The sequence below is a fragment of the Paenibacillus sp. FSL H7-0323 genome (assembly GCF_038002725.1).
GTDB classification, from domain to species: domain Bacteria; phylum Bacillota; class Bacilli; order Paenibacillales; family Paenibacillaceae; genus Paenibacillus_AQ; species Paenibacillus_AQ odorifer.
The window spans coordinates 6,866,813-6,885,231 of the sequence record NZ_JBBODB010000001.1 but is presented as its reverse complement, the minus strand read 5'-3'; the positions used below and the strand labels follow the sequence as shown (position 1 = coordinate 6,885,231).

At 43.8% G+C, this 18,419-nt stretch carries 14 protein-coding genes and 2 pseudogenes; 9 read left to right on the top strand and 7 right to left on the bottom strand.

Annotation, left to right across the window (positions count from 1 at the left end):
• The first annotated feature begins 79 nt into the window (after positions 1–79).
• The 3 genes from MHH89_RS30570 to MHH89_RS30560 all read left to right on the top strand — a co-directional run bounded on the left by MHH89_RS30570 (position 80) and on the right by MHH89_RS30560 (position 3,781).
• Positions 80–1,762 (top strand): glycoside hydrolase family 13 protein, encoded by a 1,683-nt coding sequence (locus MHH89_RS30570; protein ID WP_341088759.1) that lies wholly within the window; start codon positions 80–82, stop codon positions 1,760–1,762.
• Between the two features lie 145 nt (positions 1,763–1,907).
• Positions 1,908–2,771 carry an AraC family transcriptional regulator gene (locus MHH89_RS30565; RefSeq protein ID WP_175618914.1) on the top strand — a complete coding sequence of 288 codons (864 nt, stop codon included), beginning with the start codon at positions 1,908–1,910 and terminating at the stop codon, positions 2,769–2,771.
• A gap of 158 nt (positions 2,772–2,929) precedes the next feature.
• Positions 2,930–3,781, top strand: coding sequence for a DegV family protein (locus MHH89_RS30560; RefSeq protein WP_076126458.1), 852 nt, complete (start codon positions 2,930–2,932; stop codon positions 3,779–3,781).
• A 64-nt stretch (positions 3,782–3,845) separates the two neighbouring features.
• Here MHH89_RS30560 and MHH89_RS30555 read toward each other — a convergent pair whose 3' ends face one another.
• The 5 genes from MHH89_RS30555 to MHH89_RS30535 all read right to left on the bottom strand — a co-directional run bounded on the left by MHH89_RS30555 (position 3,846) and on the right by MHH89_RS30535 (position 9,067).
• The gene (locus MHH89_RS30555) at positions 3,846–5,483 is read right to left on the bottom strand and encodes an ATP-binding protein (protein ID WP_076281056.1); all 1,638 of its coding nucleotides are present in this window, start codon (positions 5,481–5,483) and stop codon (positions 3,846–3,848) included.
• A 209-nt stretch (positions 5,484–5,692) separates the two neighbouring features.
• On the bottom strand, positions 5,693–6,394 hold the full coding sequence (locus tag MHH89_RS30550) for an ABC transporter permease (protein WP_232061220.1): 702 nt from the start codon (positions 6,392–6,394) through the stop codon (positions 5,693–5,695).
• Entirely contained in the window at positions 6,378–7,298 is a 921-nt protein-coding gene (locus MHH89_RS30545; RefSeq protein ID WP_076126453.1) for an ABC transporter ATP-binding protein, read from the bottom strand. Before MHH89_RS30545 ends, MHH89_RS30550 begins: the two co-directional genes overlap by 17 nt.
• Before the next feature lie 117 nt (positions 7,299–7,415).
• Positions 7,416–8,351 (bottom strand): sensor histidine kinase, encoded by a 936-nt coding sequence (locus MHH89_RS30540; protein WP_076195080.1) that lies wholly within the window; start codon positions 8,349–8,351, stop codon positions 7,416–7,418.
• Positions 8,351–9,067, bottom strand: a complete 717-nt coding sequence (locus MHH89_RS30535; protein ID WP_036684414.1) for a response regulator transcription factor — start codon at positions 9,065–9,067, stop codon at positions 8,351–8,353. Before MHH89_RS30535 ends, MHH89_RS30540 begins: the two co-directional genes overlap by 1 nt.
• A 158-nt stretch (positions 9,068–9,225) precedes the next feature.
• Between MHH89_RS30535 and MHH89_RS30530 the strand changes: the two genes are divergently transcribed.
• The 6 genes and pseudogenes from MHH89_RS30530 to MHH89_RS30505 all read left to right on the top strand — a co-directional run bounded on the left by MHH89_RS30530 (position 9,226) and on the right by MHH89_RS30505 (position 16,109).
• Positions 9,226–10,197, top strand: a complete 972-nt coding sequence (locus MHH89_RS30530) for a phosphodiester glycosidase family protein (protein WP_341088758.1) — start codon at positions 9,226–9,228, stop codon at positions 10,195–10,197.
• Complete coding sequence (locus tag MHH89_RS30525) at positions 10,194–11,207, top strand: bifunctional glycosyltransferase family 2/GtrA family protein (protein ID WP_076281057.1); 1,014 nt, start codon at positions 10,194–10,196, stop codon at positions 11,205–11,207. Before MHH89_RS30530 ends, MHH89_RS30525 begins: the two co-directional genes overlap by 4 nt.
• A gap of 684 nt (positions 11,208–11,891) precedes the next feature.
• A pseudogene (locus tag MHH89_RS30520) lies at positions 11,892–12,711 on the top strand (SpoVR family protein); the annotation flags it as partial.
• Between the two features lie 263 nt (positions 12,712–12,974).
• Positions 12,975–13,610 carry an FMN-dependent NADH-azoreductase gene (locus MHH89_RS30515; protein ID WP_076281059.1) on the top strand — a complete coding sequence of 212 codons (636 nt, stop codon included), beginning with the start codon at positions 12,975–12,977 and terminating at the stop codon, positions 13,608–13,610.
• 149 nt (positions 13,611–13,759) lie between these two features.
• Entirely contained in the window at positions 13,760–14,296 is a 537-nt protein-coding gene (locus MHH89_RS30510; RefSeq protein ID WP_076195279.1) for a TetR/AcrR family transcriptional regulator, read from the top strand.
• Positions 14,297–14,716: 420 nt separating this feature from the next.
• A pseudogene (locus tag MHH89_RS30505) lies at positions 14,717–16,109 on the top strand (SpoVR family protein).
• 62 nt (positions 16,110–16,171) lie between these two features.
• On the opposite strand, the gene MHH89_RS30500 reads toward MHH89_RS30505, so the two are convergent.
• Positions 16,172–16,612, bottom strand: coding sequence for a GNAT family N-acetyltransferase (locus MHH89_RS30500; protein WP_341088757.1), 441 nt, complete (start codon positions 16,610–16,612; stop codon positions 16,172–16,174).
• Positions 16,613–16,958: 346 nt separating this feature from the next.
• The gene (locus MHH89_RS30495) at positions 16,959–17,885 is read right to left on the bottom strand and encodes an AraC family transcriptional regulator (protein WP_248547664.1); all 927 of its coding nucleotides are present in this window, start codon (positions 17,883–17,885) and stop codon (positions 16,959–16,961) included.
• Positions 17,886–18,419: the final 534 nt, after the last annotated feature.

The following is an 18,419-nucleotide window of genomic DNA, read 5'->3' as shown; positions in this document are numbered from 1 at the left end:
CCAAGAGACCCTTGAAGCTTAATGCTTTTGGGGTCTCTTTATTTTTTAGGAAGATAACTTATATAAGGAGTGATTTTGAATGAACAGAACCTTTTGGAAAGAAGCCGTTGTCTACCAAATCTATCCCCGCAGCTTTCAAGATAGCAATGGTGACGGGATTGGAGATCTGCATGGAATCATTTCACGTCTGGATTATTTGCAAAAGCTAGGTGTCGACGTAGTTTGGCTGTCACCTGTATATAAATCGCCAAATGACGATAACGGTTATGACATCAGCGATTATCAAGATATTATGGATGAGTTCGGCACATTGCAGGATTGGGAAGAATTACTGACTGGATTGCACGCCCGTGGCATAAAACTGATGATGGACCTTGTAATCAATCATTCCTCAGATGAGCATCCTTGGTTCGTAGAATCCCGTTCTTCAAAAGATAATCCATATCGCGATTACTACATTTGGCGTCCGGGTGGACCAGATGGTGAGCGCCCCAACAATTGGAGTTCTGTATTCAGCGGCCCGGCTTGGGAACTGGATGAAACCACTGGTGAATACTATCTGCATCTGTTTTCGCGCAAGCAACCGGATCTCAACTGGGAGAATCCGCAGCTGCGTGAGGAGTTATACAAGATGATCACCTTCTGGCTCGACAAGGGTGTGGATGGTCTACGAATGGATGTAATCAATATGATTTCCAAAGTGGAAGGTCTCCCTTCCTCTCATAGAGACGGCCTTGCTCCCGGGGAACTTGCTTGGGGTGGCGAATATTATATGAATGGACCACGTGTTCATGAGTTTTTACATGAAATGAATGACAAAGTGTTATCCAACTATAACATTATGACTGTCGGCGAAACCCCTGGCGCTACAGTTGAAGATGCCATCCTTTACACGGACGAGGAACGCAAAGAGCTGCAAATGGTATTCCAGTTCGAGCATATGGATGTGGACTCGGGTCCTGACGGCAAATGGGACGTAGCCCCGTGGACGTTGTCGAAGCTGCGCGATATTCTTCATAAATGGCAAGTGGGTCTGGCGGATAAGGGTTGGAATAGTCTTTATCTTAACAATCATGACCAGCCACGTATGGTCTCAAGATTCGGGGATGACGGTAAGTATCGTGTGATCTCTGCCAAAATGCTCGCTACCTTACTGCACACGCTGAAAGGGACACCCTATATTTATCAAGGCGAAGAAATCGGGATGACTAATGTAAAATTCACAGCCATTGAACATTATAAAGACATTGAAATCCTCAATATGTATCGCGAAAAGGTTACCGAAGGCGGCGCTGATCCTAACAGCGTGCTAAACGCTATTCATATCAAAGGCCGTGATAATGCGCGTACTCCGATGCAATGGGATGATTCTGCGAATGCCGGCTTTACTGAAGGGGAGCCGTGGCTCAAAGTTAATCCGAACTACAAGGAAATTAACGTGGAGCAGGCCCTGGCGGATTCGGATTCCATCTTCTATTATTACCAAAGGCTGCTTGCTTTGCGCAAAAAAAATCCGATCATGGCTTATGGCGAATACAAGCTACTTTTGCCAGAGCATGAGGATATTTATGCCTATACGCGTACTCTGGATGGCGAGAAGTGGCTGGTGCTGCTCAATTTCAATGAGGTTCCACAGACTGTTGATCTTTCCGCAGAGCTAAGTAAGGCTACGGAACTTATTATTGGAAATTACCCTGATGATGCACCCACACGGGAATTATTACGACCTTATGAAGCAAGAGTGTATCGATTGAAAGACTAACTTTGTCTATCTTCCTGAGTTATACTATTTAGGATGATTTTTTATGAGATTATCCTTCTGCCTGCTACCTGTCATTAGAGAGCACGGAATAACAGGATTTTGCAAATGCAGCCTGATAGTATGAACTTAAAGGGAGATGACGGACTTGGAATGGCTTATCCGCATGAAAGAAGCTTTAGATTATATGGAGAGCAAGATGGAGGAATCTGTGACCATTGAAGAAATCGCCAAGGTTGCTTACTCCTCCCCCTTTCATTTCCAGCGCATGTTCAATATGCTTACCGGAGTATCTATCAAAGACTATATCCGTAAGCGCAGATTAACTCTGGCTGCACAGGAGCTTGCTATTTCTAAAGTTAAAGTGCTGGATGTTGCACTGAAATACGGATATGACTCGCCCGAGTCGTTTGCCAAAGCATTCCGCAAGGCACATGGAATTACTCCTTCTGCTGCGCGGGAGTCAGGGGTACAGCTCAAGGCTTTCCCTAGACTCTCCTTCCATCTATCACTGAAGGGAGATAAAGAAATGGACTACAGAATTGAGAAAAGAGACGCTTTTAATGTTATCGGACTAGTAGAGGAAATGACAACGAAGGATGGGGAGAATCTGCGCCGCATCCCTCAGTTGTGGATAGAAGCTAATGAAAATGGTACGTCAGATAAGCTGATTGAGCTCGGTGAAGATAAGGATTTATTAGGCATCTGCTCTGACATGAACCATGATAAAGAAACCTTCTCCTATTGGATCGCTGTCGAAGCTACTCCAGAGACTGATGCACAGGGCTTTGCTTCTACAACAATCCCAGCTGCAAGTTGGGCTGTGTTCACCTCAGTAGGGCCGATGCCTGATGCGATCCAGCAGGTATGGGCACGCATTTTCCAGGAGTGGTTCCCTTCCACAGGCTACGAGCACACAGGCGGACCTGAGTTTGAGCTATATCTTCCAGGGAGACCAGACGCAGAGGACTATCGTTGTGAGATATGGATCCCTGTTACGAAAAAAGAATAGAACTAAAAAGACTATCGAAATCCCGATAGTCTTTTTTCTTGTGATTGCCTACTATTTCATTTTGAGAATTGGCATAGTCTTGGTATAATAAATAGATTATGTAGTTCTATAATGATTATTGATTATTGTCATCCGAATTATCGGTGAAGGAGAATTTCATGTCTACTGTAAAAATATTTTCAGACAGCACTTCCGATTTACCTCAAAACTGGAAGGATACTTATGACATCGGCATCGTTCCTCTTTATGTTGTATTTGAAGAAGGTACCTACAAAGATGGTGAAGATATTACACCCGAGGAAGTGTATCGCCGTGTAGCCGCTAGTGGAGTATTGCCGAAAACGGCAGCACCTTCGCCAGCAGATTTCATTGCTGCATTTCAACCCGTGATTAGCAGCGGACAAGATATTGTATATATCAGTCTCTCCTCCTCACTATCCTCTACATATCAGAATGCACTTTTGGCTGCCGGGGAATTTCCTGAGGGACGCGTACAGGTTATAGATTCACAAACCTTGTGCGGAGGCATTGCCCTCCTTGTTATGAAGGCTGTCAGAGCTGCTGAAAAGGGCCACTCTGCCGTAGAGATTGCAGCCATGCTGGAGCACAGCCGCAGCCTTGTGGAAACTGAATTCGTTGTGGATACGCTAGATTACTTATATATGGGTGGACGCTGTTCAGGCATGCAGAACTTCATCGGTAGTCTGCTCAAAATCCGTCCTGTTCTTAGACTGGTAGATGGAAGCATCATACCTACCAGCAAAATCCGTGGCAAAAAAGAAAAAGCTGTGGAACAAATGCTCCAGAACGCTTTGGTTCATGTCGATCGAATGGATAATGAGTTGCTCATCGTGGTCCATACCTTGGCGGAAGAAGATGCGCTCTATCTGGAGGCAGCACTACGAGAGAAAACTCAAGTTAATGAAATAGCAATCCTCCATGCGGGTTGTGTAATTGGCAGCCATTGTGGGCCGCATACTGTAGGTCTCATGTATATGCTTCAGGACTAATAACACACAAATCTCCGGCCATTGCTTCTTAAGCAAATGGACCGGAGATTTGTGTGTAACCCCCCTAGTTTGAAGTTACTTCCAGCTCTATATCTTCTGCTCTGCAAGGCAACATAAAACGAAACGTAGAACCGTGATTCTCTTCACTTTCTACAAAGATCGTCCCACCCATCAGCTCCACAAGCTGCTTGCAAATCGCCAGTCCTAAGCCTGTGCCTCCATATTTACGGTTTATGGACGGATGCAGCTGTGAGAAAGATTGAAACAATAGATTGAGTTTGTTACCGGCAATTCCTACACCTGTATCCCGCACTGAAAATTCCAACAAAAATTCTTGTTCATCAGATAGTGGAATGTTCTTCACCGATAGGGTCACGCTCCCACGTTCCGTGAATTTCAGCGCATTGCCTACCAGATTCACGACAATCTGCCGCAAGCGGATCGGATCAGCAATGATTATGGTTGGAACGCTAGTATCCATCCACCAACGTAATGCCAGCTTCTTCTCTTCCGCTTTCGGTGCAAATAAATCAATGACGTCTGAGATCATCTCGCGGAGATCAAACTTCTCGGATTGCAGTGACATTTTACCTGCTTCCATTTTGCTGAAATCAAGAATGTCATTCAAGATCTGTAATAACGTATAACTACTGCTGCGTAAAATCTCGGCATAACCTCGCTGCTCTTCTCCAAGTTCAGTATCCAACAATAGATCAGCCATTCCGATCATCCCGTTCATCGGCGTCCGAATTTCATGGCTCATCATCATTAAGAAATCAGATTTGGCTTGCGCTGCCTGCTCTGCTGATTCTTTCGCACGAATGATTTCTCGCTCATTCGTAATATCACTGAAGGCAATAACCGCACCTGCGATCAGCCCTTCATCAATAAGAGGTGCTACCCGATAATTAACAAAAAAACTGGTGCCATCCTTACGCCAGAAGATCTCATCATCTTTCTTGCGGATGATTCCATCCTCTATCGTAAGACTAATCTGGCAATCAGGTGTCGAATAACGCGAACCATCACCTTGGATATGATGGATATAATCCATAAGCTTCAGACCCATCAATTCTGTTGGTTGGTAGCCTAACATATCCGCTGCCTCACGGTTAATAAATAGAGCACGCCCCGTTGTATCCAGCACAAAGATTCCCGCGGAGACGGAATTCAGAATGAGGCTCGATTGTTGATCCTTCACAGCTACTATTGAGCTATCTTTGGAGCTTATCTCCACTTCGCCCGTGATAGGTAATTCAGTATCTAAGGTGTCCGCTAATTCATCTAGCCAGTCTTGTAACAATTCCGCATGTAAAAGAGCGCTTCCGTTAGCCACTTGGGTAATCGCGAATACCCCGGCGATCCCTTCTTCCGTTCTGATGGGTAAAAGTTTAACGCCTACGCAATCCGAGCCTTTTTTGGGATTCTCTAAATCTTGTAGCTCAAAGCTTGAGGAGTTCCCCTGCAGAGCAGCCTCAAAACTAGCAATATTGCCAAGATTTTTTCTCTTTGCTGATATCGGACTTGTATTTTGCAACTTCGCTTCTGCGCTCAAGCCTAGATGAAAAGTTCGGTTGGTTCCTACGCAGCGACCTTGTCTATCCAGAACGAATATCAAATCAGGATGTTGGTCATATAACGATTTATAAGCGCTCTCTTCCGAAAGCAACCGTCTCAGAATGGACGTCCAGTCTTTATCCACAGTTCACATCCCCTCAGGCTCTCTCATCCATTATCATTACCCCTAAACGAGCAATGTTCATCTAAAATTTAAAATATATTTCATATCTATTATATCAAAATTACGGAAATCAGTCGTAGATAAACGTCAAATCCCCCCTTTATAACCCCAATCACGATGCTTTTTCATCGTTACAAAAGGGTTATAAAAGGGGGTGAATTCCGAATCTATTAGGCTATATCTTTATGTTCAATGTTGCGAATAGCCATATAGGCAATACCTGCTCCTAGCAATCCAAGTGAGATCGACACCGCCGCTAAATTACCTAAGCGAGCTTGATCAAATCCCCCAGAAATTAAGGAGGTAACTAACACAGCTGAGACGATGGTGGCAGGGACCGATTTTTTCTTCATTCCAAAGTACAATGGGATTAGAGCAATACCCGCTGCGTAAAAAGCGTTTGCGCCTAACTTAATCAGCTCTGAAGTGATTACATGAAGGGTCAGTTCACCCGGAATAAGCCCTGCAAAGGAATTGAATCCTATTAGGATAGCGCCGACTACAATGTCTGCCACGATTATGGCAACAAATGTGAAGGCGAACACTATCAATATTTTCGCAGTCATCAGCTTTTTACGTGAGATAGGATACATGAAGAGAAGAGTAATGGTGTTGTTCTTATACTCATCAATCACCAGCTTGCTAATAATAACCGAAGCGAAAATAATATAAGCAGCCTTTACAAAAACGAACACGCCCTCAAACAACTCTGCATAAGAAGCAAACGACGGTTCGCTCTCATTTTGATCAACGAATAAAACCATAATCATAAACGCAAGAATCGCAAGATTGACGATTGCTGCACCTGTAAGAAGCGTTTTTAGCTTATTCTTCCGAATCTCCAAAGATATTAATTTAAGCAATGCCTTCACCCCCAATCAATTGCAGAAAATGATCTTCCAGCGTATGTTGTTTTTTGCTGATACTTTCAATTTCCACATCTGCTAGCACTAACGCCTTATTCAGATCACGTTGTGAGATTCCACCGTCATATATTCTAACTGTAATATGGTCCAGCACTTTGAAATTATTAAGCCCAAGCTTATGCTCCAACACATACACTGCTTTATTAATCTCATTCGTAACCACTTCGATATATTCAGTATTTTGGCCACGAATGGAATCCATCGCCACTTCTTCTACCAGAGCACCCTGCCGGATCACACCGATCGTATCAGCAATCTGCTCTATTTCCCCCAGAATATGACTAGATACAAGTAACGTCATTCCATATTCACGGCTAAGCATCCGGAACACTTCACGCATCTCCTTGATTCCCACAGGATCTAGCCCATTAATCGGCTCATCCAAAATGAGCAGCTCAGGTTTCGTCATGAAGGCTCTGGCAATACCCAGACGTTGCTTCATCCCAAGTGAAAATTGCTTCACCGGCTTTTTATCGACACCTGTGAGCTTTACCAGCTCCAGCGCTTCACCAATCGCTTGCGGATCATAATAGCCCATGTACTCCCCGTGCAAAATCAGATTTTCTTTGGCTGTCAATTTATCATAAAACACTGGATATTCAATGATGCAGCCCATCCGCTTCAGCATTTCGTAAGAATGCTCAGTCATTTTTTCATTAAAAAATTCAATTTCTCCACTCGTAGGTTTAACGAGGTTCGTGACCATTTTCATCACGGTAGTTTTGCCAGCACCATTGGGTCCAAGAAACCCGTAAATTTCACCTTGCTTAATATTCATATTCACATTGCTGACGACTTCTTTACCTTGATAGGTTTTCGTTAAATTTCTTGTCCGAAGTATTGTAGTCAATTCCGCGCTCCCCTTTGTTTTCGTCTCGTCTTCCTTAGTTCTTATTGTACACAGCAGAATTTTCTTTTTTATTACTCGTTTCTTACGAAAATCTTAAGCTGCGCACAATTCTATTCCTTAGAAGCGTAATCTGCGAAAAGTAAGGGTAAACACCGTTCTCACATACGGCTGACTAACCAATGTAATCGTTCCATTCATTTGCTCCGTTAATCTTTTGGTGATCGTCAGACCTAGACCGCTGCCTTGATAAGCCCGATTTCTTGAGTCTTCCAGCGTATACAGACGCTCAAATACTTTATCCTGGTGTACTTCACTGATGCCTTTTCCCCGGTCCCACACCTCTATGTATACTTTGTTCTCATCACTATAGAGCTTTAATCCTAATACGCTCCCAGCGTCGCCATAAGAAATTGCGTTCGACAACAGATTGGACAATATTCGATCAAGAGCCTCTTCATTTCCCATGAAGTAAACAGCCTCATCCGGAATCTCAATCTCCACCTCACTGCCCTTAGCGCTGAGGATATCATAGAAAGAAAGGATGTTGCGTCTGCATACTTCACCTGCCTCAACTCGTGAAAGCGCAATTTCCCGATCCCCTGATTCCAGCTTGGACAAATCAAAAAACTTGTTCATCAGCTGGATCACTTCATTGGCTTTTTGATGAATCATCTTCATCATTCGTTCCCGTTCCCCGGCCGGCAAATGCTCATCCTGTTGAATGGTCTCAATATAACCAAGCACAACCGTTAGCGGAGTCTTAAGATCATGAGAAATATTAGACAGCATATTACGCATGGATTTCTCCAGCCTTACGCGCTCAATGCTTCCTTTATGATTGATATCCAGCAGCCGGTTCAGGTCAATCAGCACGCTCTGCAGCTCCAAATTACCGCTGAACAGCAGCAATCTTTCATGTGAGCCTTCCTCCATAATGCTGCTTAACTTGTCATGCATATATCGCAAATCATTAGAAGCTTTACGCGAATTCTGATATTGCCACACAATGACGGCGAGTAAGAGCACAATGACAACACCTAGCACCGCAATCATTATAGCTGTTCTCCCAGCTTATACCCGATGCCCCATAACGTCTTAATGTATTCGGGATGGGAGGGATCGTCTTCTATTTTTTCACGCAATCTTCTCATATGTACATTAATGACGTTCTCATCCCCGAAATAATCATCCTCCCATACGCTCGCATAAATCTGCGCTTTGGTAAATACTCGGCCCGGATGCGTCACAAACAGCTTAAGAATATGAAATTCCTTCGACGTTAGCTTTACTTCTTCCCCGTTCTTCAACGCAGAGAAGTTATCTAAATCTACAGTCAATCGGCCAATGGAGATCATTTGCTTCACCGGAGCTTGATCTTCCACTTGGATACTGGGAGATGCATAACCTGCACGACGGATCGCTGCCTTCACCCTAGCCGCTAGCTCAATCATAGAAAAGGGCTTCGTAATATAATCATCCGCCCCAAAGCCTAACCCAAGCGCTTTATCTACATCACTGTCTTTGGCGGACATGATCAACACTGGAACCAGACTCCCCGCACGAATAGTCTGAAGAATGTCAGTCCCGCTACGCTTCGGCAGCATAAGGTCTAACAGTACAAGATCAAATGGACCACCGGTCCGAAATGTTCTCTCCGCTACTTCACCGTCAAATACAGCTTCAATCTCATAACCTTCTTTTACCAAATAAGACCTGACCATTTCACTGATTGCTTCGTCGTCCTCAATCAGCAGCACACGCTGTGGCATGTCCAAACCTCCCCATAGTCGAAAACCTCTTCGTTAAATTATACCAATTTCCCGGAGCTCTTACTATTTCGGTTTTTATTTCAGCTTTTATTTCAGTTTCATTAAAGGTAGCCCAGGTATTATGGCCATAACAACTTACAAAATGAGGTGATGCTTCAATGTTGAACAAGAGAAGTAAGCAAGCCTGGAGCTTCAAACGAAAGCTGCTGATCGTGATGATCATTGTCCTCCTGCTTCTCGGCACAGTGATATATAGTCTGGCAGATCGTTACTTAATCGAACATGTCGAAGTCGTAGTTGCGGATGATGCAGCTACAACTAGCAGCTCAGGAGCTACAGCCGTTACAGCTGCCGAAGTTAACGCAACCTCTGACGACTGGAATTACTCCAGCGATGATATTCAGATCCAGATCGACCAAGTGCAGACCGGTTCCGGATCAGACCAGATCACTTATTTTGTCGCTGATATCGTCCTCAAGGAAGCGAGCAGCCTGCGCACTGCTTTTGCCGACAACAGCTTTGGAACAAACATCACTGAGGATACCTCGGACATTGCTTCCGCGAACCATGCGATTTTTGCCATCAATGGTGATTACTATGGCTTCCGCAATGACGGAGTGATAATCCGTAACGGCACGGTGTATCGTGATGATCCTGTGCGGGATGCAATGGCGCTGTTCGATGATGGGACAATGCAAACCTATAACGAGGAAGAGATTTCTTCCTCTGAACTGCTGGCGCAAGGGGCCACCGATACCCTTTCCTTTGGTCCGATTCTGATTCAGGACGGGGAGATTGCCAGTGATTTCAGCAATGTCAAAATCGATACTAACTTCGGCAACCATTCCATCCAGAATGCGAATCCCCGCACCGCAGTTGGTATGATCGCACCAAACCATTATGTGTTTGTCGTAGTTGACGGGCGCAATGAAGGGTACAGCCGTGGGATGACCCTTACTGAGCTAGCTGATGTAATGTCCGAGCTTGGCGCCACAGAAGCCTACAATCTGGACGGCGGTGGTTCATCCACTATGTACTTCATGGGACGGGTCGTAAATAATCCGCAGGGCAAAAACAAGGAGCGGGGCGTCAGCGACATTCTTTATATCAAGGAGGGTGCAACATCATGACTATACTGATCCCAGCCTATGAGCCCGATGAACGACTGCTCGATTTGATTTTACAGCTGCATAATTTCCAGCTCGAACCTATTGTTCTTGTGGATGACGGCAGCGGCCCGCACTACCGTGGAATCTTCGATATGGCCGAAGCATTCGGCTGCACTGTCCTAACCCATGAAGTCAACCTCGGAAAAGGACGTGCTCTGAAGACAGGGTTCCAGTATATTCAGGAGACTGGTCTGCCGGATTATGTAGTCTGCGCGGATAGCGACGGCCAACATCTGCCTTATGATATTAACCGGATCGTTGAATCTCTGCGGAACCAGACTACCCCGGGAATCGTACTCGGCAGCCGCCGGTTCACCGGAACCATTCCTCTGCGCAGCCGCTTCGGCAACTCGGTAACCCGGACGGTCTTTTCCTTAACTACAGGCACTAAGATTTATGATACACAGACTGGTCTGCGCGGCTACCCCCTATCAATGCTTGATTGGCTATGCCAGATTCCCGGCGAACGGTTTGAATATGAAATGAACATGCTGCTAACCGCCCATAAAGAGGGGTATACCATTACTGAAGAGTACATCGATACCGTCTATCTGGACGATAATAAATCATCCCATTTCCGGCCTCTGATGGACTCCTTCCGGATTTATCTGCCGATACTGATATTCAGCACTTCTTCGCTGCTGTCAGCCCTGCTCGACTTCACACTCTTATTCCTGTTTCAGAGGCTCAGCCATAACCTATTCCTGTCCGTCGCGACCGCGAGATTGTGCAGCTCTGTCTTTAACTATTCTATGAACCGAAAATACGTCTTCACAGGCGGCAAACGCTCCAAGATTCAGGCATCGCTTCCCAAATATTTTGCGCTGGTGATCCTCGTATTGTTGTTCAACTATGGGCTACTCTATTTCTATAATGAAAAGCTGATTATTCCGCTTGTCGCTGCCAAGCTACTGACCGAGGCTTCAATCTTCCTTTTCAGCTATTGGGCGCAACGGAGGTTTGTCTATTGAGGGTTTGTGTACTGAGGGTTTGGGTACTCTGGGGAAGGTTACGTTCTCTCGACTGCTTATGCTTGTGTGGTGAGCTATCGGGAATTTGTGAAGCACTAATTGGACACTTGTGGAGCACTTTTCGAACACATGGAGTACTAATCGGATACTTGTGGAGCTTCTATCGGGCACCTATGGAACTGCTCCTCGAACACATATGGAGCATCTATTGGGCACCTATTGGGCACCTATTGGGCACCTATTGGGCACCTATTGGGCACCTATTGGGCACCTATCGGACACAGATGACACTAATCGCAGTATTATTCCACTTTTGGTATGCTAACGGACCCCATAGCCGCTATTGGCAAGAAAGACACCACATATGAGCCTCTTTCTGCGGGATAGCGTCTGTGGGGTCCGCAACCCTGCTCAAAAGGCTGGAAATTTGCAAATAACGTCATCTGAGTCCGAATTCACCGAGAAGGATACCGTTGATAGAATTCGCATACAAAAAAAGCTAGTGCTTCCTTCCAATAATGTATACAAAATCACATTATTTCCACTCAGAAATTCAGAACGTCATACACTCATCTTCTCTCCCATATACTTAAATGGAACAGTCCCGGACGTTGTCGCGGAACCTTTGCAGCCTTGTCAGAATAGGTTGCAGCATAAGCCCAAGCTGGAGGGAGAGAAAGATTCATACCAAGCGAAGAAATTAATGCGCTAGAGCGGGCCATTGCCGAGATTACGGAATAGCCACTGGCTTCGGTTTAGATTTTTATCCCATGCGTTATGAAATATGCCCCGCAGATATTATTTATACATTCGGCGCTTATGGAATGCCTACACGATTTGGACACTGGAGTTTTGGAAAAACCTTTCATAAAATGAAATCCCAATACGATTTCGGACTGAGCAAAATATACGAGCTCGTTATTAACTCCAACCCTTGTTATGCCTTCCTGCTGGATGGAAATTCACTGATTCAGAATAAGCTGATCGTTGCCCATGTGCTAGCGCACTGTGATTTTTTCAAAAATAATATGCGTTTCTCCATGTCCAACCGAGATATGGTCGAGAGCATGTCAGCTACAGCAGATCGGATTCTTGGTTATTCTGTAACTTACGGAACTGATGCTGTGGAGAGCTTCATCGATTCAGTGCTGGCTATCCAGGAGCATATAGACCCCAGTCTGATCCAGCCACGCAAGCTGGGCAAAACTCACCTACTGGAAGCTAAGATGAAGGAGCTCAAAGACGCCCCTCCAGGCGGCTCGAAATCATCCAATCCTTATGACGAATTATGGAATTTAGATAAAAGCAATACCGGGCCACAGGAAGCACCCTCAGGAAACCGTGCTTTCCCCCGGAGCCAGAAAAAGATATGGTCTGGTTTATCCAGCAATATTCCACTGTTTTGGAGGATTGGCAGCGTGACATTATGACGATGCTCCATGACGAAATGCTCTACTTCTGGCCACAGATGGAGACAAAAATCATGAACGAAGGCTGGGCTTCGGTCAGCTAAGGTGCTTACGCAAAAAGGCTCTCTACAAACGATGAAGCATCGTTTATGGAGAGCTTTTTTATTTCAGATTCATCCCCTTCGTGGATTGTGTCCGATTGGCCGCTTCTCTTTTTCCAAAACTATTTCAATCAATGCTAGCTGAGTGTTGGATTTGCAACAATTCAATAAAATTGATGGTTTGTTTAGTAGATTAATCGTTTTATACTAACTTTAACAACAATTGTTGTAAACATAAAAGAATAGAGGAGATTATTATCACTAAGGTATTATTTATTACAGCAAATCCAAATGACGAAAATCGTTCGTTTAGTATGGCAGCAGGAAAGGCATTTATTGAAACATATAAAGAGACCAACCCAACGGATGAAATCGTGACCTTGGATTTATTCAAAGAAGATATTCCAAATTTAGATGCAGATGTTATGAGTGGTTGGGGGAAACTTCGTGCAGGACAGAAAATTGACGCTCTTTCAACTGAGGAATTAGCGAAAGTTAGTCGCCTAAACGAAATTCTCGATCAATTTATTGCAACGGATAAAATGATATTCGTAACGCCGATGTGGAACTTCTCATTCCCATCCGTTGTGAAAACATACATCGATGCCGTAGCTGTACCTGGTAAGACGTTTAGATATACGGAGACTGGTGCTGTTGGCTTACTTCATAATAAGAAAGTGCTTCATATTCAAGCTCGCGGTGATTTTTATTCAGAAGGTCATTTAGCAGATGAAGAGCTAGGCGATCGATATTTAAAACATATTATGAACTTCATGGGTATTACTGAATATGAAGGTTTATTTATTGAAGGTCAAGCTAAAATGCCAAATAATGCCGAGAAAATTAAAGCAGCAGGCATCGAGCGTGCCAAGCAATTAGCACAAAGCTTCTAATCGTTTATTATCTTTATACTGCACTTCGTAGTCCATACAAAAAATGGACCATGAAGTGTTTTTTTCGAAAATTTTTTCTGTTATAATGGGGTCACCCATTAATCCAACAAGTGTCAAAAAGTATTAGTATTTTAAGAAGGAAGGTACAAATGAAAAAACAAGATCCACGGATTCAACGAACAAGAGAAAATATCATGAATGGTTTTATGAGACTGATTAAACAAAAAGATTTTAGTGATATTACCATTAGTGATATTACACAAGAAGCAGAGATTAACCGTTCAACATTTTACTATCATTTTGTGGATAAATACGATTTAATCGATGTGATTCAAAGAGAAGTTCTTACGAAAGAAATTTTTAATGAAGTAGCCTTACAAGAAGTCATCAATGAACAAACAATTATTATGTCCCTCCAAGCTATTATGAGTTCTCAAATAAATTTATCCTTACAATGTCAACATGCTCTTGAAGAATTCAAATCGAAAATGGACTATGAAATTAAACAACGATTGACGGAAACACTTCAAGCTTTATTAGATAAAGAGCATGGTGTGAAGGAAGAACATTATTTACTGGCTACATTTTGGAGTTGGGGCATCTACGGGGTTGCAATGGCTTGTGTAGAGGGGAAAGAAACTTTGCATACGGCGGTAAACCGTTTGACAAATATCATTTTAGGCTAGTATAGAAACCATTCTATAAATTCTCCACCCCATAGTTTCTTCTTTACTTCAAGACGCCTTGAAAATCTCTCTCGCTGTTATACTTTTCGTTTGTATTATCTTTGTTGGAGAAGAAGCGAATGACTTCAGTCATTTTCAACAATGAAGGTGTCCTGTCTCAACTTCAGCAAGCTCAGAAGGATCGCAAGGATGGAATTTCCACATACAGTGACAGCGAGGAAGAATTCGCCGAATTTCTGAATGAGGAATCATCTATTTATAAATACGTTTGGGTGGTGGCTACGATAGTTCCCCCGTCATATTGCCTCCCCTCCTCCCATATACATAGTATGAATAGCATTTTTCGATACAGGTATCCGCATTTCATATAGGTTCTGCCCCATACAGGCGGTGCCCAGAGTAGGAAGGAGAGAAAGATTCATGCCAAGCGAAGAAATTAATGCGCTAGAGCGGGCCATTGCCGAGATTACGGAAATAGCCACTGGCTTCGGTTTAGATTTTTATCCCATGCGTTATGAAATTTGCCCCGCAGATATTATTTATACATTCGGCGCTTATGGAATGCCTACACGATTTGGACACTGGAGTTTTGGAAAAACCTTTCATAAAATGAAATCCCAATACGATTTCGGACTGAGCAAAATATACGAGCTCGTTATTAACTCCAACCCTTGTTATGCCTTCCTGCTGGATGGAAATTCACTGATTCAGAATAAGCTGATCGTTGCCCATGTGCTAGCGCACTGTGATTTTTTCAAAAATAATATGCGTTTCTCCATGTCCAACCGAGATATGGTCGAGAGCATGTCAGCTACAGCAGATCGGATTGCTTAGGTTATTCTGTAACTTACGGAACTGATGCTGTGGAGAGCTTCATCGATTCAGTGCTGGCTATCCAGGAGCATATAGACCCCAGTCTGATCCAGCCACGCAAGCTGGGCAAAACTCACCTACTGGAAGCTAAGATGAAGGAGCTCAAAGACGCCCCTCCAGGCGGCTCGAAATCATCCAATCCTTATGACGAATTATGGAATTTAGATAAAAGCAATACCGGGCCGCAGGAAGCATCCTCTGGAAACCGTGCTTTCCCCCTGAGCCAGAAAAAGATATGGTCTGGTTTATCCAGCAATATTCCACTGTTTTGGAGGATTGGCAGCGTGACATTATGACGATGCTCCATGACGAAATGCTCTACTTCTGGCCGCAGATGGAGACGAAGATCATGAACGAAGGCTGGGCTTCCTACTGGCATCAGCGCATCGTTCGCGAACTAGATCTGACCGAAGAGGAAACTGTGGAATACGCAAAATTGAATTCATCCGTCGTGCAGCCCTCACGGCAAAGCCTGAATCCTTACTATCTGGGGCTGAAAATCTTTGAAGACATCGAACGCCGCTGGGACCGTGAGAAAATCTTTGAAGTACGTGAGTTGGAATCCGATACCTCCTTTATCCGCAGCTATCTGTCGAAGGAATTGGTGAACGACCTCGATCTTTATGTTTTTGAGAAAAAAGGCCCCGAATGGAAAATCACCGATAAAGCATGGGAAAATGTACGAGATCAACTGGTGCTCGCCCGGGTCAATGGCGGGTCTCCTTACTTGGTCATTGAGGACGCAGACTTCGAGAAGAATGGTGAATTATTTATAACTCATCGCTATGAAAGCATCGAGCTGGATCTGAAGTATCTGGAGCGCACACTCCCTCACATCTACTCTTTATGGGGGCGGACGGTTCATCTACAGACGGTTGTGGAAGACAAAAAGGCGCGTTTTTCATACGATGGCAAAAAGGTGCAGCGGAAGTTTATTTAAACTAAAAAAAGCGGCAGACCTAGACGGGTATTAACACCCTGGTCTGCCGCTTTTTGCTATGACTAAAATGAGGATTCAGATTCTTTTAACGACTTCGAGAAATATTTTGGAGCCTCAACAAATCCTTGTCGAGCATAAAATCTATGCGCATCAGTTCTTCTGGAATGACAATGAACCTGAATTTTATCACAGTTTCTTTTTCTAGCTAAATCAGCGCAATACTCCTCAAGCTTTCTTCCAATTCCTTTGCTCCTAATGGCATTACTCACCACAAGATAACTTATAATTGCAGTCTCTCCTACCAGACCTAATTGGGGTATGTAATGCATGGAAATACAAGCTACCACTTTATCATCTTCCTCAAAAACCAATAATTCCTCGTCCGGATGTAGGATTAGCTTTTCTGTTTTTTCTTGCATGAACACTTCTGTATCTGGATATCCCAACTGTTCTAATAATTCCGCTGTGTCTTTCCAGTCATCAGCTCTCGCTTCTCTAATCATCTGCCCCACTCCCCGTTATTTTCAAATTACCTTTCTAATTGACTCTATTACACTACGGAAGAACATACTCGTCAAACATAAACTGATTAGATAAAAAAACACCCCAAAAGTATCATTGGTTTCCATTTGGGAGTTCCTAAAAAAGAAGACCCACAGCGGTAACACGCTGCGGACCTTCATCGACACCCTCATATCAACTTAATAACTGCACATGGCAAATGCTCAGGTGAACGTAACGTAAGGAAGTTTGAAAATGTAGGACCGTAGCGTTCGCCTTTGTCAGCGACCTAAAGTCCAAACATTTCTGAAATTACAATTATCACCGCGCGGTCTTTGCCCTTATCGACTATTCAGTCAACTTTTTCACAGGAACGTAAATCTCCATCACTGTATCTGGCCGCGAATGGCAGCGTTCATCGTAAAACTCAAAATCCAGCTTAGTCTCGTCATAAACGTAACCACTGTCCTTAAACCATTCTTCGAAGATGTACTTCCAGCTGCTTTTTATGACTTGGGCAAACTCTATTTGCTCTGTATCCGTTGAAGTATCCACTGGAGGTGTTGTAAACACGGCATATTCGGCTTCTGGCACATCCATCGTCAACATATCAGCTTCTACCTTGGAGTAGTCCTCAACAATAACACCCAAAAGATAGGTGGCATTGCCGTTATCTGAAGACGGAATACATAAACCAACTTCTCCGTGTTTAGGCGGGTTTAGTATTTTATACATTTTGGACTCCAGGTTTTCACCCTCATAATGGCTCCAAAAAGAAGCAATATCCTTAGTGTACATACTACCCGCAACATTAGTTTGGATACCATAACCAGCCACCTTAAAAGCAGGCTTACGAACAAAAACAGGATTCATAATATAACCTCCGATATCAAATATTGAATTTCCTTTACTAAACCCATCCATCCGTGCCGCATATTGTGTCGGACTATAACCAAAGGTTTTGCGAAAAGCTTTAGTAAAGCCACTTTGTGTTTCAAAACCATAGTCCAGCGCAATATCAATGATCTTTTTTCCAGCAAATAATTCAATTGAGGCTAAGGATAATTTTCGGCTCCGCACATATTCCATCACAGACATTTCTTTGCACAAGCTAAACACTCGGCAAAAATGATACACCGAATATCCGACCTCCGTCGCTATTTCTTCAACCGTTATATTTTCTTTAATATGAGCTTCTATATATTCAACACATTTTTCTATATCTTTACTGTAATTCAAGTGCAGCACCAGCCTTTCCCCGTACGGTGATTTCATTATATCAACTGCGCTGGAAATGGACTGTTCCTGTTTTGCTGAGCTGCATTATTGCCTGTATAGAAAAACAGAGCAGTGATCCTCCATTTACAAAAGGATCACAACTCTGCGTATTCTTAGTCACCATCATTTTGGGTAAGCCTCGAAGTAGACAACGCTGGATCCACGTAACTACTTACTCTTCAGTTCTGTTGCTCCCAACGACTGACTAAAGGACCCAGATGACGTTAATTGCAAAAACATCGCCTTTTGAGCGGAGTTTCGGACTCCAGTGCAGCTATTAGTCAAAAACGGCTCATATTTAGGGTTTTTCCTGCTAATAGCGACCATGGGGTCCGATAGCCTGCGAAATATGCTCAAAATCTACGTTTAGTGTCACCTGTGTCCTTTAGCAACTTCTTACGCACAACAGCCAAATTAGTCAGACGGGTTGCGGCGTTTAGATTAACATTAGGAGGGTAAAAGGAAGAAAATACAACATGGGAGGGCAAAAAAAGAGTGCTCCACAGCCATTTTCATGGCTTTTGGAACACC